This window comes from Vibrio sp. Isolate23 (assembly GCF_022398095.1).
Lineage (GTDB): Bacteria > Pseudomonadota > Gammaproteobacteria > Enterobacterales > Vibrionaceae > Vibrio > Vibrio coralliilyticus_A.
In genome coordinates this window covers 112,811-136,963 of sequence record NZ_JAKEUV010000002.1, presented here as the reverse complement: position 1 = coordinate 136,963, position 24,153 = coordinate 112,811, and the positions used below count along the sequence as shown (strand labels likewise).

Genomic DNA, 24,153 nt, shown 5'->3' with positions numbered 1-24,153 from the left:
GTTAAGCGAAGTCGTATGGAACTGAGTCAATTATTAAGTCGCAGACATCAACGCTGGAAGCGTTGTCTTATGGTGATCTTTGCTGCGCTTGTTCTTCTCTCCATGGCGCACCTTATGGTTGGTGAAATGTTCATTTCGCCTTTCTCAGAATTGACCCATTTGCAGCAACAATTGATGACTCAACTTCGATTGCCGAGGCTACTTGCCGCGATTGCTATTGGGGCGTCACTGGCTGTATCGGGTGCCGTTTTGCAGGTGCTTTTGGGCAATGTTCTTGCAGAGCCAGGCGTTCTTGGTATTTCAGGTGGGGCGAGCGTAATGATGGTCATCCTCCTGTTTTTTCTTCCTGCTTTGGCAACCCCAGTTGGTTTTATGGTGGCTGCGGTGATAGGTGCATTGCTGTTTACTCTACTGCTTGTGTCTATGGCTAAGGTGATGCGGCTGACTACGACAAGGCTACTTTTGGTTGGTGTTGCATTGGGTATTTTGACGGGTGCTGTTGTGACTTGGGCGTTCTATTTCAGTGATGACTTAAGCCTAAGGCAGCTTATGTATTGGTTGATGGGTAGTATTGGTGGGGCGAGTTGGTACCACCACACATTAACACTCACGTTGATCCCTGTTTTGGTGTGGTTGTGTTTAAAAGGACAGATACTGGACAAGCTAATGATGGGTGAACTGCATGCCAAGCAACTCGGCGTTGACGTGGAAGCGGTTCGCTGGAAGTTAATCTTAGCCGTTTCGATTCTTGTTGGTGGTTCAGTCGCACTCGGTGGTGTGATTGGGTTCATTGGTTTAATTGTTCCGCATTTGCTTAGACTCGCTTTGGGAAGTGAGAATCGCTATTTACTCCCCATCTCCGCATTGTCAGGCGCGTTGCTGCTTGTCTTTGCCGACATCATCGCCAGAATCGCGTTGGAATCTGCTGAGCTGCCACTTGGAGTCGTCACGACGACGATAGGCGCCCCTGTGTTTATATGGATGCTGGTAAAACATCATGATTCACGTTAATAGCCTATCGGTAGGCGCGCGTTTATTGCCACTTTCATTCTCGGTCGAGAAAGGGCAGATACTTCACGTTGTCGGCCCAAATGGGAGTGGGAAGAGCACCTTATTGACGGCTCTTTCGGGGTTGTTAGAGTTTGAGGGGGAAGCAACGATTTTCGGTTTAAGCGTCCACTCTAGCTCTATTGAGAGCCTTGCCATGTATAGAGCTTTCTTAAGCCAAAATGATCGACCAGCTTTTAATCTTGAAGTGTCACAATACCTTTCTCTATCATTGCCGAGTTCAGTTCTGAAAATGAATCAAGGGGTAGAGCAAGTGGTGAGTGAACTGGTCCAACTGCTCGAACTCGAGGATAAGCTCCATCGCTCAATTCATCAATTATCTGGTGGTGAATGGCAACGTGTCCGTTTATGTGCCATTTGTCTTCAAATTTGGCCAGCATTGAATCCATACGCGAAACTCTTGGTTCTCGATGAACCTGCTGCGTCGTTGGATATTGGCCAAGAGGCGCTGTTATATCGGTTGATTCGAAAGGTGGCGGATATGGGGATCTGCGTTGTGATGTCCAATCATGATTTGAATCGGACACTGAAGCATGCCGATCAAGCTTTATTGCTTGATAAAGGAGTGATGCAACATGTCGGCCCCGTCTCTCAAGTATTTGAGCCAAGTAAGTTATCGAAAGTGTTCAACACTCAAGTTCACCGGACAGAGTTCAATGGGGAGCCCGTATTAGTCTTTGACTGATAGACAGCCCTACCATTTCTAATACTCAAATTAGTGCAGTCTGCACTGAATGTGTTCATACTCATCTGATTTTAGCGAAGCAAAAATCTTATTAACCTTAAATATCAATTGGTTAGATTTGTTTCGTAGGGTGGCATAAGTTTGGCATTAATAAGAATGATACATTCTCGTTCTTGTTAGGCTTAGTCAATTTGAAGGGAAACCAGAAAGCTGACAACAAATAAGCCATTTTTATGATTATGGCAGCTTCCGCCACCTAAGGTTTCCGAAGGTGGCGGCTTTTTATCTAGGGGTTATACGGTGAGGGGAGCGAGGTCTGCTGGGCGGTAATAAACAGATTTTAACACCTTACCTTGGCGAATTGTCTTGCCCTCAGAGACGAAGTCTTCAGCACATTTGGCGATAATGTAATCACCTTTCTGTACCGCTTTCAACTTGATGCCTTGCTCTGCATAATGGGCTTCGGTTTCCGCGTATTCTTGCTCATTTCGACAGACTTTACTCATGTTGCTTGAGTGGACTTCATCCCAACAAGGAATAAAGTCGATGCCACGATTAACCGCAACATTGAGTAGCAAGTCAATCAGGTAACTGATGGCTAGGTTGGACTCTACTTTATTATCCCCTAGATGAACTAGGCGGCCCATTAAGACATATACACTGTCAATGATAGCGTCAGCTTGTTCCGTTTTATTGTCAGCTTCAGCTAACTCAGTAAGCTCTTCTACCGCTAAAGAGGTATGCAGGGTGTCTGCTTTCTCGTCTAAGCTTTCAGGAGAGGCAACAGGTAAGTCGAAAGTAGTACGAAACTCGGTAATGTCGCGGTAAAGATGGTCAAAGATATCTTGAGTAAGTTTGGATAGGTGCATTCACTTAACCTGCAATTGCTAATTATCGCGTCATACTAACAAAGCCTTATGAAACGTGCCATTGCAGCACGAAAATAAATGGGGCAAGGCCAAAATATTCAGAGTTTCACGTTCAAGGCCATTGATGTTGTTGTGAAAGTAAGTCTATCTTATATAAAAGGAAATTTATTAGGAAAGCATATGGTTGTAGCGAGTGAAAGTGAAAAGGTAATACGACGTCTTTACCAGATCACCAATGATTATCAGAAAGGGTTTGATATCCAGATTACCCAACTGATCATAATGGGGTTGGAGCGCTTTAATCTTGATATTGGTATCTTATCTCGTATAGATGACGACCAATATACCGTGTTATATTGCGTTACATCCGAAGGTGTCGAGTTAAACTCTGGGGATACTTTTAATTATGAGTCTACGTATTGCCAAATTACCTGCAGCTCGTCTGGCCCTGTTTCTATTGAGCATATGGGAGAAAACGATAAGTACGCTAAACACCCAGCTTATGAGGCTTTTGGCTTAGAGTCATACATCGGCATACCAATTTTTATTGATGACGAGATTTTTGGGACGCTCAACTTTTCTTCCGCCTCTCCCTACCCAAGAAAATTCAAAGATATCGATATTGATGCGCTTAAACTCATGGCTTCATGGATTGAGGTCGAGTTAATTCGTCGTAATCAGGAAGAACGTCTACAAAAGATGAACAGCCAATTAGAATATCAGGCTTATCATGATGTTTTGACTGGTGTCGCAAATCGTCGCTGTATGTTCAAAACGATACATTTGGACATTGAACGTATGAAACATGCTGGTGGTAAAGGAGCTTTGGCGGTCATTGACATCGATAACTTCAAGAAAGTCAACGATACTTATGGCCATCAAATTGGTGATGACGTTCTAAAGAAAACGGCACAAAAACTTCAGTCCAGCTTGTCTGACAGAGACTTTATTGCTCGTTTAGGCGGAGAGGAGTTTGTTGTCTGGTTCCCAGAGCGCAATACTGAAGAACGAAAGCAGTTCATCAATAAACTTCATCAATCGGTTACCGAAGTGGTGCTGGATAATAAACCAATAACGGTTTCCATTGGCGTTTGTGAGTTTGACTTCTCCCTTGAATCAAACTCTGATTGTAAGAAGAGTACTCTCGATCAAATCATTCTTGTGGCTGATGAGGCGCTGTATACCGCTAAGAACCAAGGACGCAATTGCGTTGTGATACGTTCGCTATCTTCATTTGTCAATGAATCGTTGAAATGAGTGGAGGTGAGACTCCACTCAAACTGGTGCGTTATTTAAATAAGTACGGGAAAAGTTTGATCAATTCTGCCTGAGTAAGAGACTCGACTCGCGCAATGTTGTTGTCAGGAATAGATTCGGGATCAGGGTAGTGCTTCAATACTCTTTCCATGCTCGCCTCGCGGATGAGATGAAAAACTGGATAAGGAGAACGGTTGGTCAGATTCTCTGCATCTTCAGGCTCAGCACCCCCAAAGCAATAATCGGGATGGAACGTCGCTAATTGGTAGACACCTTCCCAATCTTGTTGGCGAATTAAGGCTTCTACCCAGTCAATAAATAGATTGTAATCGAAGAAGTCTTCCAGCATGTTTGGTACCACCACTAGAGTGGTTTCCAATTCTTCGGCGGGCTTGGCTTCCAGTTCCATTAATTGAGTGAGTATGTCTTCTAACAGTGTTTCTTCTTGCGTAGCTTCACTCACAAAGATTTTAATCTGTTTATTGCGTTGTGGTTTGGCAGCAAATGGGCATAGGTTTAGGCCGATTACGACATCATTGAGCCATTGATTGACTTGCTCTGCGATGGCTTGTGTTGAGCTTGAAGTGGTCATCTTGCTTCCGGTTTATTATTTGGAAGCAAGAATAGCAGATTCAGTTTATGGCAGTAAGTAGTTAAGAAGGCTATTGAGAAGGTGTTGTAGCCTGTAACTCATGAGACGTTTCAGTTTGTGTCTTGTTGTCTTTAAGTACCGGCTCAATACTGATTGAGTTTAACTTGTAGCAAAGGGTAAAAATTGTCAGATATAGAGTCATTCCTCCACCAATAACATAGGCCCAGCCACCATGCTGCCAGCAGTAAATTAAGAAGAATCCTCCTAAACTACCACCTACGTAATAGTGCACGAGGTATAGTGCGGTTGCTGTCGCTTTGGCACTGGTGGCTTTTTGGCTGACCCAAGCGTAAGCCAAAGTATGAGTGAAGAAAGCACCAAAGCTTATTAGGGCTAAGCCTAGAATCATAAATGGAATACGGTCAATGTAGGCGACCAACATTCCTAGTAGGCTGATCATGGTGCCGCAAACCATACCGGATATGGGTTGATGGTTGCGGTTCCATACAGAAGTCAGCTTAGAACTTAGTGTGCCGGGTAAGTAGCAAAGGAAAATCAACGATGCTAACCCTATCGGTAAAGAGTGGGGAGCTGCAACGAGTCGGAACCCCATGACCGAATACAAGTTTACGAATAGAGCGAAATTCACTCCGCCAATCAGCATTGCGAGCCAAATAGTCTGGTTCTTGAGATGCTTGATGAGTGCTCGGTTGTGATATCTCAGCATACCTTTTTGAGGCACAAAATGTTTCTGCTTTGGCAACATCACACAAACGGCTAGGGCACCAATGAAAGTCAATATCGCCATGACAATAACCGCCTGTTGCCAGCCAAGTGCGTCGGTAAGCGTCCCTCCGACAATACGCCCGGTGATCCCGCCGAGTGAGTTAGCGGCAATGTAGCCACCAATAGCTTGCCCAAAAGCTTTTGGCGAGAGTTCTTCGACCATGTAAGCAACGGCAACGGAAGCAAATGCAGCGATCGCAATGCCCATTAAAGTGCGCATAGCCACCAAACTGATCAATGATGGAAAGAGCAGCATACAAAGACCAATCACTGGCATTGTAAGAAGTCCTGCTAGCATGACGCGTTTACGTCCAGTTGCTTCAGAGGCAACAGCCCAAGGAACCAAGCTGAATGAAAGTGCGAGTGTTGTTGCAGCAAATAGCCAGTTAACCTGAGTTTCGGACACTGAAAAGTGCACTGCCATATAGGGCAGCATTGGCTGGAACAAGTATAAGTTACAGAAAATAATGAAGGATCCCAATGCGAGGCTCAAAGTGACGCGTCGGTAATCTTGAGTGCCTAATTCGATCATTGAAGGTGTGCCTTTAGAAATTCAATCGGTTAATGTGATCAAAATATCAGTGAGATGAGGATTAATAAAATATATTAAAAATATGGATGCTATATATAAAATATATGAAGAAACATGGACTCTCGACACCTGAAACATTTCGTCTCTGTTGCAGAGCATGGCCACTTCACCATGGCTGCAAAAGCACTGCATATTGCGCAACCCGCATTAAGTATTTCAATAAAAAAATTTGAACAGCAACTTGGTGTTGAATTGTTCCGTAGAGAAGAACGACAAATAACGTTAACTGATGAAGGCAAGGTGCTGTATGAACATGCCAAGCGAGTTTTGCAACAAATAGATGACGCCAAATTAGCAATCGACGAAATGCGAGGTTTAGAGAAAGGGGAAGTCAGATTGGGAGCACCAAGCATGATGGGCTCCTATTTCTTTCCGCAGGTTCTGATGGCATTCAAGACACATTATCCCAATCTCAAATTAACCCTTATTGATGCGGGCGCTCGTTCAATCAGAAAGATGCTCTTGAATGGAGAGCTCGATATTGGTGTCATTGATGATGAAAATGTACCTGATGATCTGGAAACGGACCATTTGTTGAATGTTGAAATGGTTGCAGTCGTTGGCCCCGAACACCCACTTGCTGAAAAGAAAAGTATTAGTTTCACCGAGTTCTTTGAACATGAACTGGTGATGTTTAAGCCCGGATATTTCCACCGTGACTTCGTAGAAAGCAAAGCGCGTCAGTATGAAAAGAAGATGAATTTTTCTTTTGAAACCAATTTGCTACCAATGATATTAAGCATTGTGAAGCATGAGTTTGCTATTACTGCTCTACTTAAGCTGGTCACGGAGCATGAGAAAGATGTGGTTGCTGTGCCTTTTGATGATCCCGTCAACTTACGCTTATCTCTCGCATGGCGAAAAGATGGTTATCTATCCATCGCCGATCGGACATTCATTGAATTTGTTAAGCAGTATGTGTAGCTCATGTAGCTCACACTTTCCCCTAAGTTGGTCGCAACATTGTTTCGATTAGAGTAGTTTGATTGGATACAAAATTCAGGGAAGGAATGCAGTGAAATGCAATTGAAGATTGAAGATCTGATGGTTGAAACTGGCGCGAGTAAGTTGGAAATTAAGCGATGGGATATTGAGCAAGACCAATCATGGGCCGTGTTTAGTACAGAAGGCGATATTGGTTCTACTCTGGGCTGTTTGCTTTGTGGGGAGTTGGAGGGTGTCGAGGGAGGTTTCGCTATATCTGAAGGTCGAGTCGCTCAGGTCTCTCTTGTCGAGCAACAGCGGTTGCTAGAAGATGAGCTCGCGAAAGACGATACCGACTTTCTAGACCGAATAGATAAGGGGAGTACTGTTCAGACTCTGATCTATGAACAGTGTCAAGATGAAGCGCTAACTCAACGACTGCTTAAAGGGTTAGATCTTAAACACCTCAGTGATAGTGGTTTTCGTGTTCTCTCCACAGGAGAGACACGGCGAGTTATGTTAGCACGAGCGCTGGCAACCAAGCCGGATTTGATTGTTCTTGATAATCCATTTACAGGTCTCGATGTTACTCACCGTTCAGCGCTTGCGGAGTATCTAGTGGCACTGTCGAAATCACTTCAGATGATCATCACATTTAACCGAGAGGAAGATGTGCCTAGCTGGATTGAGCAAGTTGCGTTGTTTAATCAGGGAAAACTCGAGAGTGTCATGGACATCGAATCTTGGCATCAACACCCAGTCATCAATCAAATCAAAGCCCAATCCAAACAGCAGAGTGAACAGATGATGTCTCTTATTCGTCGTCATCAGCACACCACAGAATTTAACAATCCGATATTTGAACTTAAGGAGGGTAAGGTCGAATACACAGAGAAAACAATTTTCTCTGGTGTAAATTGGAGAATCGACAAAGGTCAGCACTGGCAGGTTAAAGGCCCTAATGGTTGTGGGAAAAGTACGTTACTTGGATTGATTTTTGGTGATCATCCGCAGTGCTATTCTAACGATATTCATATCTTGGGGAATAAACGTGGTTCAGGTGAATCTATTTGGGATATTAAAAAACACATTGGGATGGTGTCGTCTGCATTACATCTGCAATATCGTGTCAGTTGTAGCACACTAGAAGTTATCCTTTCTGGCTTTTATGACTCTATTGGTCTCTATCAATCACCTTCCAAAAAGGAAGTCCAAGTCGCTCAAGAGTGGTTGGAAATACTGCATATGTCAGAGTACGAAAAAACCTCTTTTAAGCAACTTGAGTACGGTCAGCAGCGTCTGTTATTGATTGCCAGAGCGATAATAAAACAACCAGCAATTCTAATCCTAGATGAACCTTATCAGGGGCTTGACTACTTAGGTAGGAGACTGGTTAAAAATACGCTCGAGCTGATTGCTAAGGAAAACTTGAGCCAGCTTCTTTATGTTTCTCACTATCAAAATGACAAGCTAAAAAGTATCCATAACGAACTCGAGTTTTGCTTCGATCAAACTCATGCATGCTACAAGACTGTCATTCACCAATCGCTGTAATGAGAGAGGTGATATTCTCTGGTTGATGGCCTAAACAGCGGGTGCACTCAATTTTTGTTTTTTAAAGTCAATAAATTACTGGAAAAAACGTCATGCTTTCCTAGGCTAATTATAGAAACAAAGGATAACGACTAACTTGGTGATCTATATGGCTAGGAAAATTTTGATTGGAGTGATGCTACTATTCAGCGGTTTGGTTCATGCGACTAAACCCGATGTGCTAAGAGTGTATTTGGATGCCGATAGAACTGGGCATCTAGAGTCGGCACTGGCCATTGAGCATGGGGTTAAGGTGGCTTTCGCTCAACAAGGAAATCAAATTTCGGGCATTCCGGTTGAGTTTGTAACGACCGATCACCGAGGAAACGTACTGCGTAGTAAGAGAAATATGGATCGTTTCCTAAAAGATAATAATGGATTGGTTTATTTTGCTGGAATGCATTCGCCGCCTTTAATGAAATATCGAGAATACATCAATAAATCCAAGATGCTGACGCTAGTACCATGGGCAGCTGGTACGCCAATAACCCGTTACCCTTCAGCGGAAGATAACTATGTATTTCGCCTTTCTGTCGATGACTCTAAGGTTGGGAAAATATTGGTTAACTATGCATTAGAGCAGCAATGTAAACAACCTCACTTGGTGTTAGAAAATACAGGGTGGGGGAAATCCAATCACAAAGCCATGATGTCTGCGTTGCCTAAAGACCTCACCGAGCAGGTTAAAACAAGCTGGTTTAATTGGGGGATTAAGAATGTTGATGCGCGGATTTTGATTCGTGAAGCCCAATCCAGTGGTGCAGACTGTGTATTACTGGTAGCGAATAGCCGTGAAGGCAAATTGATTGTGGAAAGTGTGGCAGATATTGATATAGAAATGCCGATATACAGTCATTGGGGAATTACGGGAGGGAAGTTTGCACAAAATATCCCTTTCTCTATCCGCGAGAAAGCTAATCTTCACTTCATCCAATCGTGTTTCAACTTTTATAGCTCTGAGTTAAATACTTTTAGCCAAAATGTGTTTAGAGACGCCAAAAACCTATTCCCAGCGTACTTTGAAGACACCAATATTGAGGCCCCAGCCGGGTTTGTTCATGGTTACGATCTGGCAAAAATATTCATTGAAGCAGCCAGTCGAATAGAGTTAACGGATAATGTGGAATCTAATCGTATTGCGCTAAAAAATGCTTTGGAATCGAGCGATATCATTGTGCAAGGGCTAATTAAAGAATATCAATCACCATTCTCTCCCTTCTCTGAAGATAATTTTGATGCCCATGAAGCATTAGGTGCTGATGATTTTTGTATGGCGACTTACGATGATAAAAACGCTGTAAAACTGAACCCCAAATCCATTTAAGCACAGGTAACGCAGGTCTATGTTGAAGTTTGATAAGAAAAATGGAATGCATTTGTTTTCGTTGTTTCTCATCGTTGGGGCCTGCGTATTCATGCTTGCAAGTTTTGCCTTTGTTCAACATCAAGCCAGAGAGACGGCACAAATCCTTATTAACGAGAGTCTAAAAGGAAAATTCGTTGCCATTGAGAGGTATGTATTCGAGTTTCTGAAGCTGCATGAGCAAAGGCTTGGACGTGTCACTTCTCACTCTGTTGTCACACGAGCAGTATTAGAAGGGGTGGATAATCGCAGCGCATTTAAAGATCAACTTGATGTAATTAAGTCATCTGGCTCGACTGCCTACGTTAATATATATGATTTTTCAGGAGGGGAAATTTATCAAGAAATAGCCCTTCCAGATACGGTACTAACCTTCATTACAACTGGTGTAGAAAATGAGTCATTAATGGATAAACAGTCATACTCACTGTTTAAATATGGTGGAAGAGACTATCTTCTGCTTACTTCTCCAATCTTATATAACGATTACGCAGAAGGCCTAGGTACCTATGTCACACCACTGGATGAGAGCCAGTTTTTCGAGAGCTTAGGCACAGATAGTTTGCACTGGTTTGGTATTGCTCAAAATCGACTGAATTGGGAGATGAGTCCACCCAATAATTGGAAGGTTGATACCTTTCCTATCGAAGGAACTGAATTGACCTTAATGTATTCGGTATCACCACAGTTGGTGGTGAACGCCAGATCCAATTTAATGGAAAGCTTATTTATTGGCATGCTCACTGCCACTGGGATTACGCTGATTGTTATGTTTATCTTTGGGCGTAGAGTACTGGTCTCGCCATTCCTAAAATTGGCAGAGTCAGAGCAGCGTTTATATAAGCAGTCAGAATCTTTGAAAATACGAGAGGCAGAATCGGCTCGATTAGCACGCGTGGTTAAGCATATGCGTGATGCCGTTGTATTCACCGACCTAAATGCCAAAGTGACATGGGTTAATGGAGCTTTTGAACAGCTGACAGGTTATTCGTTATCTGAGTTAGTGGGTAAAAAGCCTAGTCAGCTGCTCCAAGGAGCTGATACAGATAGACAAACAACAAGGAGAATGCATGACTTCATCGATCGCAGAGAACCGGGTTTCTTTGAGCTGCTGAATTATAACAAAGACGGAGAGTCATACTGGATTGAAATTGCGCTGACTCCTTTATATTCCACAGATGGACAGATTGAGGGCTTTATGGCTGTTGAGCGCGATATTACCCAGCGTGTTGAGCTTGAAGAGTCTCTAAAAATAAAAGCTGTAGAAGCGGAAGCGGCGAACATAGCTAAATCTCAATTTTTAGCCGCGATGAGCCATGAACTAAGAACGCCGATGAATGGTATTCTTGGTGTCGGGGATCTACTTAAAAACACAAACCTTAGCCAAGAGCAGCAAGAGTACGTGGACACTTTAGTGAGCTCTGGGAAACACATGTTAAATGTGCTGAATGATATTCTTGATTTCTCAAAAATTGAAGCGGGAAAACTCGAACTTGAAGAAACAGAGTTTTCTCTACATGACGTGGCGACAAGGCTGACTCGGCTTTATGAACCACTGTGTGCTGACAAACACCTTGAGTTCAAATGTACCTACCCTCAATCATCTGATAAAGCACTAATCGCGGATGAAACGCGTATACTGCAAATCCTACAAAACTTGCTCAGTAATGCCTTAAAGTTCACTTCGGAAGGAGGGATTAGCCTAACTTTAGATGTGGTGAAGCAAAGTCAGAAAACAGAGCTTCATATGGTGGTTGCTGATACAGGGATTGGGATAAGTTCGGAAAAGCAATCAGTGATTTTTGACCCTTTTGCTCAAGCGGAAAACGATACCACGCGTCGATTTGGTGGAACGGGCTTAGGTTTGTCTATTACACGTGATTTGGTCAAAGCAATGAAGGGGACGATTGACTTAAACAGTACCGTCGAAGAGGGTAGCCAGTTTACGGTGCTCGTTCCTATTGAATTGAAAACTGTACAAGTTCGTCAGACTCATGAGAAGCAGGAACAGCTCCCAGAGTTCGACGGAGCAGGCCTGAGTGTTCTTATTGCGGAAGACACGAGAGTCAACGCCTTGGTTTTAGGTAAATTCCTTAAAAACAAAGGGTTTGAATATGAAGTGGTTGAGAATGGTGAATTGGCTGTGGAAAGAGTGCAAAATCAACATTTCGATTGTGTCTTAATGGATAACCATATGCCAGTGATGGATGGGTTGAAGGCAACCAAAGCGATTGTTGAACTAGGCTTAAAGTCCCCTCCAGTTATTATTGGTTGTACTGCTGACGCATTTGAATACACAAGAGAGCGAATGATCTCTGCAGGCTGTGCAGATGTCATTACCAAACCTATTAGTTCAGACAAACTGGATGAAGTATTTCACGCAACGCTTAAAACTTTGGAAGAAAAAGCGATGCGCGAAGCATGATTGATCACTTTGAGTTGTACATCTTTTCGAAATTTTTCGGGTTCCAGCCAATCATATAGCGATCACCAATTTTGAGTACGGGCAAAGAACGAGCGCCGATCGCATCAAGCTCTTTGCGACCGCGTTGCATTTTGGCGTTAGTTAACCTGTAGGCGTACCCTTTTTCATCTAAGTATCGCTGGGCATCTTTACAGTGCGGGCATTTATCCTTCACATATAAGACAAGTCTTTTCATCGTAAATTCCTAATCTTGCTTTGCAGCAGAGTGTAATGAAAAGACAGTGAATGGCAAGTGTGATTCGGGTAGACTGGCACACCTTGATCTTTGCACTGATATTTACGCTATGAATCCAGTTCTTCGTTACATCCAAGGTTATCCAGAACATATTATTAATCCAGTGACAGAATTGTTGGAAACAGGACGGTTGCAGAAATGGTTTAAGCGTCGTTATCCGGAAAATCACGAGATTAAAAGCGAGAAAGCGCTGTTTGAGTACACAATGGCGATAAAAAATCGCTATATGAAAAAAACATCGCCCATCAGTAAGGTGGTATACGACAATAAGATTCACCTTATCAACAATGCGTTAGGACTACATACTTACATCGCTAAAGTGCACGGCGGTAAAATTAAATCCAAAAATGAAATCCGCATCGCCAGTGTGTTTAGAAATGCCCCTGAACCTTTGCTGAGAATGCTTGTGGTTCACGAGCTTGCACACCTGAAAGAAAAAGACCATAACAAAGCGTTTTACCAACTTTGTTGCCATATGGAACCTGACTATCACCAACTTGAGCTCGATGCTCGATTATTTATGATATATACCGAAACGGTAGAGAAAACGAATAAGTAAACTAATTTATGATTGAGCAGAACAAGCGAACAAGCCCGAAATACACAGGCAAGCCGTCAGGAGAAATGAAAGTCACGGTTTTAAAAGGAAAAGCGGGGTTACACCAGCATAATCTGCATCGAGGTCGCTACGATTTTTCTCAATTAGTGAAAGTGACCCCAGAGTTGAAAAGGCATGTTGTTAAAAATCCGAAAGGTGAGGCGTCCATTAACTTCTCTGATCCTGTTGCCGTCAAATTACTCAACAAAGCCTTACTGGTTCATCATTACGGCATTTCCTTTTGGGATATTCCCGAGGGTTATCTGTGTCCGCCAATTCCTGGTCGTGCCGACTATATCCACCGCTTAGCAGAGTTGCTAGTGCAAGATAACAAGCAGATAAACCACGAAAAAGTCAGGGCACTGGATGTCGGAGTAGGGGCAAATTGTATTTATCCTATCATCGCAGCAACGCAGTACCGATGGCAGTACGTAGGCTCTGATATTGATCCGGTGTCTATTGAGAACGCCAATCAGATTGTTGAAAGTAATGCTGAACTCAAACCACTAATAGAGTGCCGTTTGCAAACACAAAGCCGGTATTTCTTTAAAGATATCATTCAAAGCGATGAGTATTTTGAGTTAACAACTTGTAACCCGCCATTTCACAGATCCTTACAGGAAGCGCAGCAAGGTACGGAGCGTAAAATTAACAACCTCAATCGCAGTAAGCAGCAACGTGGCTTATACAGGGAAAAAGAGAAATACAAAGCATCACCTATACTTAACTTTGGTGGCCAAAATGCGGAACTTTGGTGCCCTGGAGGTGAAGCGGCCTTTATCAAGAACCTTGCGTTTGAAAGCCGTGACTTTGCGAAACAGGTATTGTGGTTTTCTACTTTGATTTCCAAAAAAGAGAACGTACGTTGGATGCGCAAGAACCTCGCTAAAGTTGGTGCGAAAGAGGTACAAATAGTTGAAATGAGTCAAGGGCACAAAGTGAGCCGGTTTATGGCATGGACGTTTCAAACGCCAGCTGAAAGACAAGGCTGGTACAGCTCAAAACAGTAAACAAAGGAGGGCATATGGATGTCGAAATTTATATGCCTTGTGAGCCTGAATGGTTTTGCGATGGTTTACTTATTCTCTTTGCCTTCCTGTTTATTGCTGGGCTTTTGGGCTTTGTATTTATCGTTTATAGAGAGTATCTCAAAATCCAGCGAGCTTCTCGGATAAAACGCCGGCGTAGTACCCCTTTATCACACCGAAAGAAACGCTAAGCATGCTTCAATACTATGGTCTGAGGCTGGTTGTTTTTTGGCTCTGCTCTAACTTCATGAGCAAGCGGAGCGAAACATCTCGTACGCCAAATTCTTGGTGAAACAAGTTGATACGCTGTCGGGCAATTGCCAGTTTTCCATGCTCAATTTCAAGCTTGGCCAAGTTTAGTATTGATTGTGCTCGTTTGGGATCGTGTGCTATTGCTCTTTTGAAGTATGTCATTGCTTGTATGGTTTGTTCAGCCTTAAGCGCACAAAAAGCGGCACTTTCGTAGCTCGCTGCGACATTGAGGTAGTCAGGCTGTTGAATGGCCTTGTCAAACATAGTCTGCGCTGAGTTATAGCGGGATTGTTTGCAAAGAAAACTACCGTAGTCATGCAGTATCTGCCCATTACTAGGTTGGCTATGAATGGCTTTCTGGTACATATTATCCGCTCGTTCGTACTCAGACACATGATCCAAATAATGAGCCATAGCCAGTTGAGCGCGGAAATAGTTCGGTGAATGTACAAGAGCCTTATGTAGATTCTCTCGTGCTTTGACCCGCTCCCCACGTTGTAAATAACTTATCCCCAATGCGATTCGAGCATCCGCTTGATGGTTTTTCGCTGAGGTCGATAAAGGATTTTTGACGGTGACACAAGCTGATAGTAATAGGCTGGCGAAAAGAAATAGAAAGCGCATAGTATGGCAAAGAGAAGGACCTTCTTTTGAATGTATTACGTTGTTTGTCCGGTCTCATCAAAATAGGCGTAATCATGCGGGCGATTTAGCAAGAACGGCTGAAAATAAAGGGAACAGAGTGTGAAAAAACAAGTCATCGGTGCAGTGGCCTTAAGCTTTTTAGTCGGGCTGTCTATTAAATCATCTATCGCATCTGAGTTAGACATGAGCACTCAGTATGCGGACAGTGGTGTGGCGTATGTTAAGCAGGGTAACCATGCTAGTCACTATAGGCTGATTTTTATTCATGGCTCCCCCGGGAATAAAGAAGGCTATGAAGCTTACTTGAAAGACACTTGGTTATTAGCCAATGCTGAATTGGTTTCGATTGATCGTTTGGGGTACGGTCAGTCTCCTAACCAGCTTATTGCCAATTTAGACGGACAATCCCTATCCATTAAATCTTTTCTTGCTGAAGACAAAGTTAATATTCTGGTTGGTCATTCTCTAGGTGGGCCTATTGCACTAAATCTCGCACTGATGTTTCCGAATTTGGTTCACGGAATGGTATTGATTGCGCCAGCATTTGACCCAACACTTGAAGCACCTAAATGGTACAACAAGCTGGCAGATACGTGGCTGGTTAGTCTTTTTCTTACTGACAGTTGGAGGAAGTCAAATGGAGAAATGTTGCCTCTTGCTGGAGAGCTTGAAAAGCTCAGTGCTAAGGATTGGAGTCCATTGGATTCAGTGCTCGTGACTTTGATTCACGGTGATGAAGATAATATCGCAGCGCCTGAGAATTCGACTTTTGCTATTGAGCGCCTATCTGGAAAAGATAAGAGGTTGGTGGAAGTTAAGGGTGAGGGGCATTTTATCCTTTGGCAAAATACCCCTAAAGTTATCAACGAAATCAAACAACTAATCCACGCTTTAGGCCTTAATCATCCTTTGTGAAATTGGCTTCACTAAATTGATCTAAGTCGTAAGGAGTTTGTTGGTATACGCAGTAGTTGAGCCAGTTCGAAAATAGCAAATGACCGTGACTGCGCCAGCTTGCGATGGGTTTGTTATCTGGATTGTTGTTCGGATAGTAGTTCACAGGAATAGCGGGTTCCATTCCTTCGCCGAGATCACGGATATACTCATTGTGAAGCGTAAATGCATCATATTCAGGATGACCCGTCACGAAGACATTTCGCTTGTCTTTCGTCGCGGCTAAATACACTCCTGCGATATCAGAAGTCGCCAGCACATCCAAATCGGTATGCTCAGCGAGATACTCGGGTGAGAAGTCTGCATATCGTGAGTGGGGAGCTAAGAAAGTATCATCAAAGCCACGCAATACAGGATGGTACGGTTGATGTATCTGATGGTGGTAGACACCAGAAAGTTTCTCTTTCCGAGTGCGCTTGGGTAGGTCATAAAGCAGTTTCAAACCTGCTTGAGCAGCCCAACACACGTATAATGTCGAGGTTACGTGCTCTTTCGCCCAACTCATGATGGCTTGTAAGTGCTCCCAATAGATTACGTCTTCGAATTGAACCAGTCCTAATGGGGCTCCTGTAATGATCAGACCATCGAAATTACGCCCTTTGACCATCTCAAACTGACGATAGAAGTTATCCAAGTGCTCCGTGGGTGTGTTCTTGCTTGGTCTATCATCGATACGTAGCAGCTCAATGTCTACTTGAAGCGGGCTATTAGAAAGTAAGCGAAGAAACTGAGTCTCAGTTTCTATCTTCTTCGGCATTAGGTTGAGGATCAATACTTTTAGGGGGCGAATTTCCTGCGTAGACGCTCGAGATTCGGGCATTATGAAGATATTTTCCTGACGTAATACATCACTAGCAGGTAATTGGTCGGGGATCTTAATCGGCACAGCTTTCTCCCTAAGCTTTTTGGACGTCTATACATCCAAACTTAACTCAAACCTAATGAGATGTCGATAGCATTGTTATGCTTATTTGCGGTAAAATTTGTGCCTCATTAGTCGAACTATTCATTTCAATGACGCTAAAGCTGACCATTATTCGTGGGTTGCCTGGTTCCGGGAAAAGTACTCTAGCTCGGACACTGGGTGTGAATCATTATGAAGCGGATATGTACTTCATTGATGCTCAAGGTGATTACATTTTCAGACCAGAAGATATCTCGAAGGCGCATGATTGGTGCAAAACAATGACGCGTGAAAGCTTGCTTCAGAGGCAAAGCGTGGTGGTATCTAATACTTTTGTCATGAGATGGGAGATCATACCTTACTACAAAATGGCGCAACAGTATGACGCGGTGTTTGAAGTCATCGAATGTAAGCAAGACTATGGCAATATTCACGGTGTTCCTGCAAGCACTATCCTAGAGATGAAAAAACGGTGGCAAGAATGGCGAAGAGAACAGCTGTAATAGAAATGACCTCTTACGGCGTCTATAGCCAGTGGGATTCAAAATCTAAGCACTTACCTAAAATCCAAGACTTCACAACTAAAGTTCCTGCCGATCAGGATATAGAGTTTGGTTTTATTGTGAATATCAAAAAAGCCAAAGGTCAGGTGATTGAATATTGCATTGACCATCCGGGGGTTCTGGGTAAAAAAGGCCAGATATTAGATCCGTTTACTGGGGACATGCATGTCGGGAGTAATGACTGGGATTTTTATCTTGGGGATACCATTCAGCTTTTAGCCCCTATCAATGGTTATGATTCCAACATTGGTAAATGGCGTATGACCATTGAATTAAATGGCAAAGTGGTTGCGGATAAGACCTTCGATGTTTACAGCCGAGATGAAGGTGAATTCTGGAAAAGACGAGGGTTTTAGGCTGTTCCTGTTACTATAGCCAAGATTGTTTAAGTGTCTCTAACTTCAAGGGTTTAGAAAAGTAGTAACCTTGCAGATAAGATACCTTCATTTCGGCTAAATATTTGACTTGCTCGGGCTCTTCGACACCTTCTGCAATTATTTTTACACCCAGGCGATGGCCAAGTTCAATAATCGTATTTAGTACAGTGGCATTAACGGTTTCTAAACCAATAGTATCAACAAAGCATTTATCAATTTTCAAATAATCAAACTGAGTGTTCTGGATGACTGAGAGAGCTGTGTGGCCGGTACCAAAGTCATCAATCGAGATGAGAACACCGCTCTTTCTCAGCTCTGAAAGCGCATCTCGCCCTCTGTCATCAAGTATCTGTCTTTCGGTGACCTCAACTACAAGGCGAATCCCAACCTGTCTAAAGCGGATAGCATAGTGACATAGAGTTGATATGTTTTGTGGCTGATGTAGATAGGAGGGAGGAACATTAATACCTAGATGAACATGACGGAATGCAGGTTCTGAACTGAAATCCTCTAATGCCACTTCCAAGACATAATCAGTAATAGCATCTATGATATTTTCTTGTTCAGCCAGTGGTATAAATAAGTCTGGGCGAACCAAACCTAGTTTAGGGTGTTGCCAGCGAATGAGTGCCTCAAAACCACTCAGTTTCTGACTGTCGTCAGCGTCAATAATAGGTTGATAAACGAGGAATAACTCTTTTCTTTTTAAGCCTTTTCTTAGGTCATCGACGAGACTGTCACGGCTTTTGAGACGCGAAAGAACAGTATATAAAACCATTGAAATGAGAAAAGAAATTGGAATGCTGCTTAATGCAGAATAAACAACACGTCGATGAATAAATTCGGGGCTCGCTTCAGTCATTAAAGAAAAACCATACTTTGGAGAGGTAGTAATGTAATGAAGAGTATCCGATGCAAAATCTTTGTCTGCAGGGTAGACTTTTTGACCAAACTTAGCCGTAATAAAACTCAGCTTATCATTTTCAATGTTAGTTAGCCTTGTAAGAAGGTAGTTATTGTCAACGATAGCAAAAGCACCACTATTAACGATATTCGGTTCTCTATTCACCACGACCATCGTTCTTTGTTTTGGGTCTTGGTTAATATCGAAAAGAAAGACGCCAGATTTAGCCGTACCATTTTTAAAGGCATAGTTTAAGTCGGTATAAACTTCCCCACGCTTTGAGGAGCAAATAGCGATGCCGTCTTGAATGATGATGAGTTCTCTTAAGGAACTCTCAAACAGGAGATCTTCACGAATAGCGTCACAACTCTCAGGATGCTTTATTGCTTTAGCATTTTTTTCTTGGATCTCAGTGATGACATCTTCAATTCTATCTTGAAAATTTAAGGCGATGGTTTTCAAGCTATCCGTAATTCCATAATACGCAACGTATTGTGAAACAGGAAAAACAATGCAAAGTGGAATTAAAATGTAAGCAAGCAGTGATTTAAGTTCTAGTGTTAGAGTTGATACGCTTTGATTCATTTTAATTATTCTATTTTGTTAACCTATTTGATGTTAATATGTATTGCCGCATAAAAATGTCGAACTGTCCGCAAATTAATCGCAATAACTAAGTTAACTTTTACACCAATTCTCGCTATTCAGCCAATTGCCGCCTTAGGTGATCTATGTTATTTACCGTTAGAAGATAAGTGCTGGTAATCGCTTTATTGACAGTATTTTCGATAGCTGTAGAGAGCTAAGCTGATCCATAAGCCGCTTTGTAACCACAACAGCCCCCATTGAGAAGATATTTGATCCCAACTTGCTCCCATTTGATTTAAGGCAAGAAAGCCCTGAATAGCTGGTGTGCTTGGAAAAAGTTGTGAGAGCCAGAGGACTGGGGAGGGAATACTGTTTAGTGGCCAGATAAATCCTGCACTGAAGATCAACGGCATTGAGCTGATGAGAACCACTAGGGTAACAAGTTCTCGTCTTGGCGTTATTGCTCCCAAGCAGATACCGATTGCGCAGGAAGCGAGTAAAAACGGCAATAGCAGGGAGAGGAGTTGAGCACTAGTTGCAAGTTGACTGATGCCATGCATCGAGAAACTGGCACCAAAATAAAACATGCTCAGAATATAGTAAATGCCTACCAGAACACTAAAGCGGACCAAGAGTAGTGTGCTCGGCTGGGTGGCACTCCAATAGCCTTTTCCGCTTTTTTGGCTACCAGTCATTAGGCCTGAAGCCATCGCCATTGTCTGCTGTAAAATCAAAACAAACACTGCTGGAACAACATAGTCAATGTAGCCCATACGTGGGTTGAAGGTCGGCTTAAGGTTCAGTTTGGTTGCGCTATATTGTTCACTGGCTAAAGCCATTGGAGTCCCATCCAGGAGTAATCGAGTAACTTTTGTTTGGGCGGCTAAGGTTCCCCCAGCTTGTGCAAGGCCTTCAACGACGGTTCCGTAGACAAGAAAATAGGAGGCATCCCCTGCGAAAGAGAGAGTCGGGCTAGCACCCATTAATAGGTCTTTATAAAAATGCTCAGGAATCACAAGAAAGCCACTGATTTTACCATCGATAAAGGCTTGTTGAGCAGACTCGATAGCGTAATCACGTTGTACGACTTTGACCTGTGGCGTTGCATCCACCATTCTCTCAAGCTTGTAACTAGTCTGGCTACGATCAAGGTTGACAATACTGATGGGTTGTTCTCTTGGCGTTTGGTGGTTGTAGGGAAGAGGGTACAGAAACGAATAGAACAGTACACCACCAAACACAGTAAGTGTCACGATAGGGTTACTCAACAAAGCTTTAACTTCGGCAGAAAGTACATCTATGATTCTCATTGCGCCTCCACTTGGCTTTGTCTTGTGTTGAATAAATGTTTTCGAATTAGCAAAGCACACATTAAGGCTGGGAGTAAGTAGCCTAACATGGGTAGCAGGTGAGGTAAGGCATCATAAACACTTTGACCATAACTGACTTGGCTTACCTGAATCTCGATATAATGACTAATAGGTAACAAGCTGCGCCAAGCTTGTGCGAGGTGGTTCATGTCTGTCACTGGAAAAGTAATGCCCATGAAGGCGAAGCTGGGGGCAGTGAAAGCGCCAGCAAAACTCATGGCGCGAGCTGGGTCGAGAGTTAAAAAGAAGAAGAAGCTGCCCATAACAACACAAGCGAAAACAGTGATGATTTGTGCGAATATCAACACAGCATAACTACCGCTCATTGGCCATTTGAAGCCCATGTAAAACCAGTATAGGAAGGCCAAGCCTTGTACTATAAATATGGGGAAGTAAGGAAGCAGAGTTTTTAAGCACTCTGTGGTGCTGTTATTTCCCAACCAACGTACTAAGCCTCTATTTCTATGATTTGCGGCCAGTATTAAAATGGTCGAAACCACAATGATGATTTGCCACAAGGCAGGCACAATTGCAGAGACCAAAAACTGCGCGTAATTGGCGTTTTTGTTGAATAAAGGTGTAATTTGGGTTTTGACTGGCAGTGCTGATCCCAGCGCTTGATCTATTGAGTGTCCTCCTTCTAATAACGCTTTCTTAGTGTCGATTTGGGCATTGAATGTTGACTGTGCTTGCACCAAGGCTGAGCTGATAAGTTTTCCAATCAATATTGTCTGGCTGTTATAAAACGCACTCACCAGCGGAGGTATACCCTGATAAATACTCTTATCAAAATCCGTCGGAATAACGACATAGGCGAAAACCTTGCTGGTCACGAGTGCATTTTTGGCCTCGGCAATATCGGCAAAGTTCCGAGTCACTTTTAAAGTTGATGTCGCATCGTAATAGTGGCTCAGTTGGCGGGAAAGTTGACTATGAGATAAGTCGACAATGCCAATAGGTAAGTCTCGTGCCAGTCCTTGTGAAAAAATTGCCCAAATTGAGATGACGAGAGCAATAGGTATCCATGTAAGACAGGACAACAACCATTTATCGCGCCTGATGATGGCCCACTGAGTGGAAAACAGATCGTTCATGTTAAAGCTCGACTGCCAAGCTCATCCCCATTCGAAGGGCGTCATCATGCGTCAAAGGTCTAGCTTCAACTTCAAAGGTTCGAAGATCAAAACCCTGTGACGAGTCGGTTGAACGCCAAGTTGCGAAATCCCCCATTACCGCGATATGAGTGACTTCAAATTCCAATGACTTATCAAGCGCTGGCAGGTAAGCATTGAATGTCTGGCCTTTAGAAAAATGCTTGAGTTGATCTTCTCTGACATTCAAGACAGCCCAAGAATCCGCTGTATCAATAACGGTCACTACAGGAAAGCCTTGCGGGGCAAGCTCTCCACTTTGAAGTAAGACTTGTGACACTTCGCCATCAAACCAGCTTTCGATTTGAGTGTCTTTGGCATAAGCTTCTACTTCAGCCACAGCGCCTGCTGCCATACGGGCTTTTTCTGCAGCGGCGATTTTGGTCTCATCACGCGCCCCTTCACGCGCCATTTGGTACATTTGATATGCTGCACTTTCCGTGTATTTCGCAGCATCCCATTGGGTTTTTGCTTCATCCCGCTTTTGCTCTGCAACCACGCCATCTTTATAGAGGTTGTTGACTCGAAGGTAGGTTTTCTCCATAAGCTGAGACGCTGCTTTGGCTTTTTGCCATTGGTCTTTAGCAGCTTGAATTTGCTGGGTGCGCGCCCCTTTTTCTGCTTCTTGAGCGATGGCACCAGCTGCCTTTTCTCCTGCTATAGCTTGCTCAAGTTTTGCTTCAATTTCTGGACTATGCAGAGTGAAGATTAATTCGCCTTTTTGCACCTTGTCGCCTTTGCGGACCAATACCTGATCAATTCGTCCGGGGACTTTAGAAGAAATACTATACTGTTGTGACTCGATTTGACCTTGCAGTCGAACCGGCTTAGGCAAATAAGCTGTATAGAATTGGTATCCAACCCAAGATGATATGGCTAAAGCAGCGGCAGTTAGGATAATCGGTTTGGCTTTTTTCATCTTAGTGTCCTAGAGAGTTGACGTGTTAATCGAGTCCTGCTGGTATTGTTGAAATGTGGCCATTTCGCTCGATAGTGCTAAAAGTTTTGATAGTGATAACAGATAGTTAAAGCTTGCAGCAGACTTTTGGGTTTGTACGTTGGCCAGATAAAGTTGAGCATCGACCACATCTGTCGATGTTGAGAGACCCTGAGAGAACCCTTTCTCTCGCAGTTTTATGTTTTCTTTCGCAAGTTCAATGCTTGAACTCAAACCCAATACTTCTTCTTGTGCTTGCTGGGCTTCCAAGTAGGTCTTTTGCACTAACACGGTCAAATCTTGTTTCGCCTGAGCTTTGAGGTACTGGACTTGTGAAACGGCACTGTGTGCGGCTTTGACCTGTTCAGAGCGGCCGCTTGATTCTATCAGTGGAATGCTCACACCTACACCGACCAGCCAGTCTGGTTTCATCTGACTAGCAAGAGAGTCGTCTTCATGCAAACTGTAGTCACCGTATAGATACACTTCAGGGTAGTACTTGCCTTGCTCTGCTTTGATAAGACTGCGTGCTTGCTTCTCTTTGGCATCAAGTAAGGAAAGCCCAGGGTAGGTGTTTAATGTTTGATCAATAAATGCCTCAATCGGAGGAAGTGTTTCATTGATGAATAAGTGATCCCTTGGCTCGACTGTGGCATTTTGGCTCAGTATTTGGGTTAATGCAGTTTGGGCAATATCGAGGTTTTTCTGCGCTTTCTTTCGCTCTATCCTGGCTTGATCTAAGGCTGATTCAGCTTGGAGGCGCTCAACACGCGCAATCTGACCTTGCTGCTCCAGCTTAAGGGCATTATCCCGGTGCTTTTTAAGTCCACTTTCAACAAGTTGGCGTGTTTGAACGACCTCTTTTGCCAGTAATACGCTGAAATAGTATTTACTTAGGTCTTCGTATCGGGCTTGTGTCTCCATTGCCAACTGGCTCTGTGCTTCTTCGGTTTTACCTCGGGATGCCGATTGTGCTGCATTAATTCGGCCTCCGGTAAAAACAGGCCAAATGGCTCTTATAGAAGAAGTGAAAATATCTCGTTCGCTGATGGTGGATGTAGTATTACCAAGATCGCTAAAGAGTTGACTCAGGCTTGATAGTAAGGAAGTCGGTAGGGCAAGGCTACCAACGCTGGGAAGCGTTCCATGAGTACTTTCTATCAATTGGTTACCAGATAGCGTTACGTCGGTATCTAGCCGGGTATAATTTGCACCGACGGTCACAGAAGGAAGATGAAGGTTGTCGGTTGCGTTTTCGAGATGCTGATATCGGTCGACATTGGCCCTTTGTGCTGCAAGAGAATTGTTTTCACTCTGCAACAACTGCCAAGCTTCTGCAAAGCTGATAGCAGCCGAATGAGCGGCTATTGGCTGACAGCTAAGGCAAGCGATGATCAATGCGATAGGGCGCAGCGACATAGTATTTACTCTAT

At 43.4% G+C, this 24,153-nt stretch carries 24 protein-coding genes; 13 read left to right on the top strand and 11 right to left on the bottom strand.

Going from position 1 to position 24,153, the window contains the following annotated elements:
* Window positions 1-15 precede the first annotated feature (15 nt).
* Both btuC and btuD read left to right on the top strand, forming a co-directional pair.
* Complete coding sequence (btuC, locus tag L1D31_RS07685; protein ID WP_239836505.1) at window positions 16-1,011, top strand: vitamin B12 ABC transporter permease BtuC; 996 nt, start codon at window positions 16-18, stop codon at window positions 1,009-1,011.
* Entirely contained in the window at window positions 998-1,753 is a 756-nt protein-coding gene (gene btuD / locus L1D31_RS07680; protein WP_239836504.1) for a vitamin B12 ABC transporter ATP-binding protein BtuD, read from the top strand. Before btuC ends, btuD begins: the two co-directional genes overlap by 14 nt.
* Window positions 1,754-2,046: 293 nt before the next feature.
* Here the strand turns inward: btuD and L1D31_RS07675 are convergent, their stop codons facing one another.
* Window positions 2,047-2,622, bottom strand: a complete 576-nt coding sequence (locus tag L1D31_RS07675; protein ID WP_239836503.1) for a nucleoside triphosphate pyrophosphohydrolase family protein — start codon at window positions 2,620-2,622, stop codon at window positions 2,047-2,049.
* 180 nt (window positions 2,623-2,802) lie between these two features.
* On the opposite strand from L1D31_RS07675, the gene L1D31_RS07670 reads away from it, so the two are divergent.
* Complete coding sequence (locus tag L1D31_RS07670) at window positions 2,803-3,879, top strand: sensor domain-containing diguanylate cyclase (RefSeq protein WP_239836502.1); 1,077 nt, start codon at window positions 2,803-2,805, stop codon at window positions 3,877-3,879.
* Window positions 3,880-3,910: 31 nt separating this feature from the next.
* Here L1D31_RS07670 and L1D31_RS07665 read toward each other — a convergent pair whose 3' ends face one another.
* Both L1D31_RS07665 and L1D31_RS07660 read right to left on the bottom strand, forming a co-directional pair.
* Window positions 3,911-4,471 (bottom strand): DUF1415 domain-containing protein, encoded by a 561-nt coding sequence (locus L1D31_RS07665; RefSeq protein WP_239836501.1) that lies wholly within the window; start codon window positions 4,469-4,471, stop codon window positions 3,911-3,913.
* Window positions 4,472-4,541: 70 nt separating this feature from the next.
* Complete coding sequence (locus L1D31_RS07660; RefSeq protein ID WP_239836500.1) at window positions 4,542-5,789, bottom strand: MFS transporter; 1,248 nt, start codon at window positions 5,787-5,789, stop codon at window positions 4,542-4,544.
* 114 nt (window positions 5,790-5,903) lie between these two features.
* Between L1D31_RS07660 and L1D31_RS07655 the strand changes: the two genes are divergently transcribed.
* From L1D31_RS07655 to L1D31_RS07640, 4 genes are all read left to right on the top strand, one after another.
* Window positions 5,904-6,773, top strand: coding sequence for a LysR family transcriptional regulator (locus L1D31_RS07655; protein WP_239836499.1), 870 nt, complete (start codon window positions 5,904-5,906; stop codon window positions 6,771-6,773).
* A 96-nt stretch (window positions 6,774-6,869) separates the two neighbouring features.
* The gene (modF, locus tag L1D31_RS07650) at window positions 6,870-8,327 is read left to right on the top strand and encodes a molybdate ABC transporter ATP-binding protein ModF (protein WP_239836498.1); all 1,458 of its coding nucleotides are present in this window, start codon (window positions 6,870-6,872) and stop codon (window positions 8,325-8,327) included.
* Window positions 8,328-8,475: 148 nt separating this feature from the next.
* Window positions 8,476-9,690 (top strand): ABC transporter substrate-binding protein, encoded by a 1,215-nt coding sequence (locus L1D31_RS07645; protein WP_239836497.1) that lies wholly within the window; start codon window positions 8,476-8,478, stop codon window positions 9,688-9,690.
* A 19-nt stretch (window positions 9,691-9,709) separates the two neighbouring features.
* Window positions 9,710-12,154: a PAS domain-containing hybrid sensor histidine kinase/response regulator gene (locus tag L1D31_RS07640; RefSeq protein WP_239836496.1), complete on the top strand. Its 2,445-nt coding sequence runs from the start codon at window positions 9,710-9,712 to the stop codon at window positions 12,152-12,154.
* A 4-nt stretch (window positions 12,155-12,158) separates the two neighbouring features.
* On the opposite strand, the gene L1D31_RS07635 is transcribed toward L1D31_RS07640, so the two are convergent.
* Window positions 12,159-12,389: a glutaredoxin family protein gene (locus L1D31_RS07635; protein WP_006962058.1), complete on the bottom strand. Its 231-nt coding sequence runs from the start codon at window positions 12,387-12,389 to the stop codon at window positions 12,159-12,161.
* Window positions 12,390-12,498: 109 nt separating this feature from the next.
* Here L1D31_RS07635 and L1D31_RS07630 point away from each other — a divergent pair, with 109 nt between their 5' ends.
* The 3 genes from L1D31_RS07630 (at window position 12,499) to L1D31_RS07620 (ending at window position 14,266) form a co-directional block, all read left to right on the top strand.
* Window positions 12,499-13,008 carry a M48 family metallopeptidase gene (locus tag L1D31_RS07630; protein ID WP_239836495.1) on the top strand — a complete coding sequence of 170 codons (510 nt, stop codon included), beginning with the start codon at window positions 12,499-12,501 and terminating at the stop codon, window positions 13,006-13,008.
* 65 nt (window positions 13,009-13,073) lie between these two features.
* Window positions 13,074-14,057: a 23S rRNA (adenine(1618)-N(6))-methyltransferase RlmF gene (rlmF, locus tag L1D31_RS07625; protein WP_239836897.1), complete on the top strand. Its 984-nt coding sequence runs from the start codon at window positions 13,074-13,076 to the stop codon at window positions 14,055-14,057.
* 14 nt (window positions 14,058-14,071) lie between these two features.
* On the top strand, window positions 14,072-14,266 hold the full coding sequence (locus L1D31_RS07620) for a hypothetical protein (protein ID WP_239836494.1): 195 nt from the start codon (window positions 14,072-14,074) through the stop codon (window positions 14,264-14,266).
* A 13-nt stretch (window positions 14,267-14,279) separates the two neighbouring features.
* On the opposite strand, the gene pilW is transcribed toward L1D31_RS07620, so the two are convergent.
* Window positions 14,280-14,951: a type IV pilus biogenesis/stability protein PilW gene (gene pilW / locus L1D31_RS07615; RefSeq protein ID WP_239836493.1), complete on the bottom strand. Its 672-nt coding sequence runs from the start codon at window positions 14,949-14,951 to the stop codon at window positions 14,280-14,282.
* A 120-nt stretch (window positions 14,952-15,071) separates the two neighbouring features.
* On the opposite strand from pilW, the gene L1D31_RS07610 reads away from it, so the two are divergent.
* Entirely contained in the window at window positions 15,072-15,887 is an 816-nt protein-coding gene (locus L1D31_RS07610; RefSeq protein WP_239836492.1) for an alpha/beta hydrolase, read from the top strand.
* On the opposite strand, the gene metA is transcribed toward L1D31_RS07610, so the two are convergent.
* Complete coding sequence (gene metA / locus L1D31_RS07605; protein ID WP_239836491.1) at window positions 15,871-16,812, bottom strand: homoserine O-succinyltransferase; 942 nt, start codon at window positions 16,810-16,812, stop codon at window positions 15,871-15,873. The genes L1D31_RS07610 and metA overlap by 17 nt on opposite strands.
* 77 nt (window positions 16,813-16,889) lie before the next feature.
* On the opposite strand from metA, the gene L1D31_RS07600 reads away from it, so the two are divergent.
* The gene (locus L1D31_RS07600) at window positions 16,890-17,333 is read left to right on the top strand and encodes an ATP-binding protein (RefSeq protein ID WP_239836490.1); all 444 of its coding nucleotides are present in this window, start codon (window positions 16,890-16,892) and stop codon (window positions 17,331-17,333) included.
* On the top strand, window positions 17,312-17,749 hold the full coding sequence (locus tag L1D31_RS07595; RefSeq protein WP_239836489.1) for a DUF3859 domain-containing protein: 438 nt from the start codon (window positions 17,312-17,314) through the stop codon (window positions 17,747-17,749). Before L1D31_RS07600 ends, L1D31_RS07595 begins: the two co-directional genes overlap by 22 nt.
* Window positions 17,750-17,762: 13 nt before the next feature.
* Here the strand turns inward: L1D31_RS07595 and L1D31_RS07590 are convergent, their stop codons facing one another.
* The 5 genes from L1D31_RS07590 to L1D31_RS07570 form a co-directional block, all read right to left on the bottom strand.
* Window positions 17,763-19,259, bottom strand: a complete 1,497-nt coding sequence (locus L1D31_RS07590) for an EAL domain-containing protein (RefSeq protein ID WP_239836488.1) — start codon at window positions 19,257-19,259, stop codon at window positions 17,763-17,765.
* A 185-nt stretch (window positions 19,260-19,444) separates the two neighbouring features.
* Window positions 19,445-20,572, bottom strand: coding sequence for an ABC transporter permease (locus L1D31_RS07585; RefSeq protein ID WP_239836487.1), 1,128 nt, complete (start codon window positions 20,570-20,572; stop codon window positions 19,445-19,447).
* Window positions 20,569-21,726, bottom strand: coding sequence for an ABC transporter permease (locus tag L1D31_RS07580; protein WP_239836486.1), 1,158 nt, complete (start codon window positions 21,724-21,726; stop codon window positions 20,569-20,571). The genes L1D31_RS07585 and L1D31_RS07580 overlap by 4 nt, the downstream gene beginning before the upstream one ends.
* A gap of 1 nt (window position 21,727) precedes the next feature.
* Window positions 21,728-22,702 carry an efflux RND transporter periplasmic adaptor subunit gene (locus tag L1D31_RS07575; RefSeq protein WP_239836485.1) on the bottom strand — a complete coding sequence of 325 codons (975 nt, stop codon included), beginning with the start codon at window positions 22,700-22,702 and terminating at the stop codon, window positions 21,728-21,730.
* 9 nt (window positions 22,703-22,711) lie between these two features.
* On the bottom strand, window positions 22,712-24,139 hold the full coding sequence (locus tag L1D31_RS07570; RefSeq protein WP_239836484.1) for a TolC family protein: 1,428 nt from the start codon (window positions 24,137-24,139) through the stop codon (window positions 22,712-22,714).
* Window positions 24,140-24,153: the final 14 nt, after the last annotated feature.

What these genes read in the sequence shown, in the direction of transcription:
- btuC (WP_239836505.1), top strand. Translation starts at nt 16, where the DNA reads ATGGAACTGAGTCAATTATTAAGTCGCAGACATCAACGCTGGAAGCGT.
- btuD (WP_239836504.1), top strand. Translation starts at nt 998, where the DNA reads ATGATTCACGTTAATAGCCTATCGGTAGGCGCGCGTTTATTGCCACTT.
- L1D31_RS07675 (WP_239836503.1), bottom strand. Translation starts at nt 2,622, where the DNA reads ATGCACCTATCCAAACTTACTCAAGATATCTTTGACCATCTTTACCGC.
- L1D31_RS07670 (WP_239836502.1), top strand. Translation starts at nt 2,803, where the DNA reads ATGGTTGTAGCGAGTGAAAGTGAAAAGGTAATACGACGTCTTTACCAG.
- L1D31_RS07665 (WP_239836501.1), bottom strand. Translation starts at nt 4,471, where the DNA reads ATGACCACTTCAAGCTCAACACAAGCCATCGCAGAGCAAGTCAATCAA.
- L1D31_RS07660 (WP_239836500.1), bottom strand. Translation starts at nt 5,789, where the DNA reads ATGATCGAATTAGGCACTCAAGATTACCGACGCGTCACTTTGAGCCTC.
- L1D31_RS07655 (WP_239836499.1), top strand. Translation starts at nt 5,904, where the DNA reads ATGGACTCTCGACACCTGAAACATTTCGTCTCTGTTGCAGAGCATGGC.
- modF (WP_239836498.1), top strand. Translation starts at nt 6,870, where the DNA reads ATGCAATTGAAGATTGAAGATCTGATGGTTGAAACTGGCGCGAGTAAG.
- L1D31_RS07645 (WP_239836497.1), top strand. Translation starts at nt 8,476, where the DNA reads ATGGCTAGGAAAATTTTGATTGGAGTGATGCTACTATTCAGCGGTTTG.
- L1D31_RS07640 (WP_239836496.1), top strand. Translation starts at nt 9,710, where the DNA reads ATGTTGAAGTTTGATAAGAAAAATGGAATGCATTTGTTTTCGTTGTTT.
- L1D31_RS07635 (WP_006962058.1), bottom strand. Translation starts at nt 12,389, where the DNA reads ATGAAAAGACTTGTCTTATATGTGAAGGATAAATGCCCGCACTGTAAA.
- L1D31_RS07630 (WP_239836495.1), top strand. Translation starts at nt 12,499, where the DNA reads ATGAATCCAGTTCTTCGTTACATCCAAGGTTATCCAGAACATATTATT.
- rlmF (WP_239836897.1), top strand. Translation starts at nt 13,074, where the DNA reads ATGAAAGTCACGGTTTTAAAAGGAAAAGCGGGGTTACACCAGCATAAT.
- L1D31_RS07620 (WP_239836494.1), top strand. Translation starts at nt 14,072, where the DNA reads ATGGATGTCGAAATTTATATGCCTTGTGAGCCTGAATGGTTTTGCGAT.
- pilW (WP_239836493.1), bottom strand. Translation starts at nt 14,951, where the DNA reads ATGCGCTTTCTATTTCTTTTCGCCAGCCTATTACTATCAGCTTGTGTC.
- L1D31_RS07600 (WP_239836490.1), top strand. Translation starts at nt 16,890, where the DNA reads ATGCTTATTTGCGGTAAAATTTGTGCCTCATTAGTCGAACTATTCATT.
- L1D31_RS07595 (WP_239836489.1), top strand. Translation starts at nt 17,312, where the DNA reads ATGGCGAAGAGAACAGCTGTAATAGAAATGACCTCTTACGGCGTCTAT.
- L1D31_RS07590 (WP_239836488.1), bottom strand. Translation starts at nt 19,259, where the DNA reads ATGAATCAAAGCGTATCAACTCTAACACTAGAACTTAAATCACTGCTT.
- L1D31_RS07585 (WP_239836487.1), bottom strand. Translation starts at nt 20,572, where the DNA reads ATGAGAATCATAGATGTACTTTCTGCCGAAGTTAAAGCTTTGTTGAGT.
- L1D31_RS07580 (WP_239836486.1), bottom strand. Translation starts at nt 21,726, where the DNA reads ATGAACGATCTGTTTTCCACTCAGTGGGCCATCATCAGGCGCGATAAA.
- L1D31_RS07575 (WP_239836485.1), bottom strand. Translation starts at nt 22,702, where the DNA reads ATGAAAAAAGCCAAACCGATTATCCTAACTGCCGCTGCTTTAGCCATA.
- L1D31_RS07570 (WP_239836484.1), bottom strand. Translation starts at nt 24,139, where the DNA reads ATGTCGCTGCGCCCTATCGCATTGATCATCGCTTGCCTTAGCTGTCAG.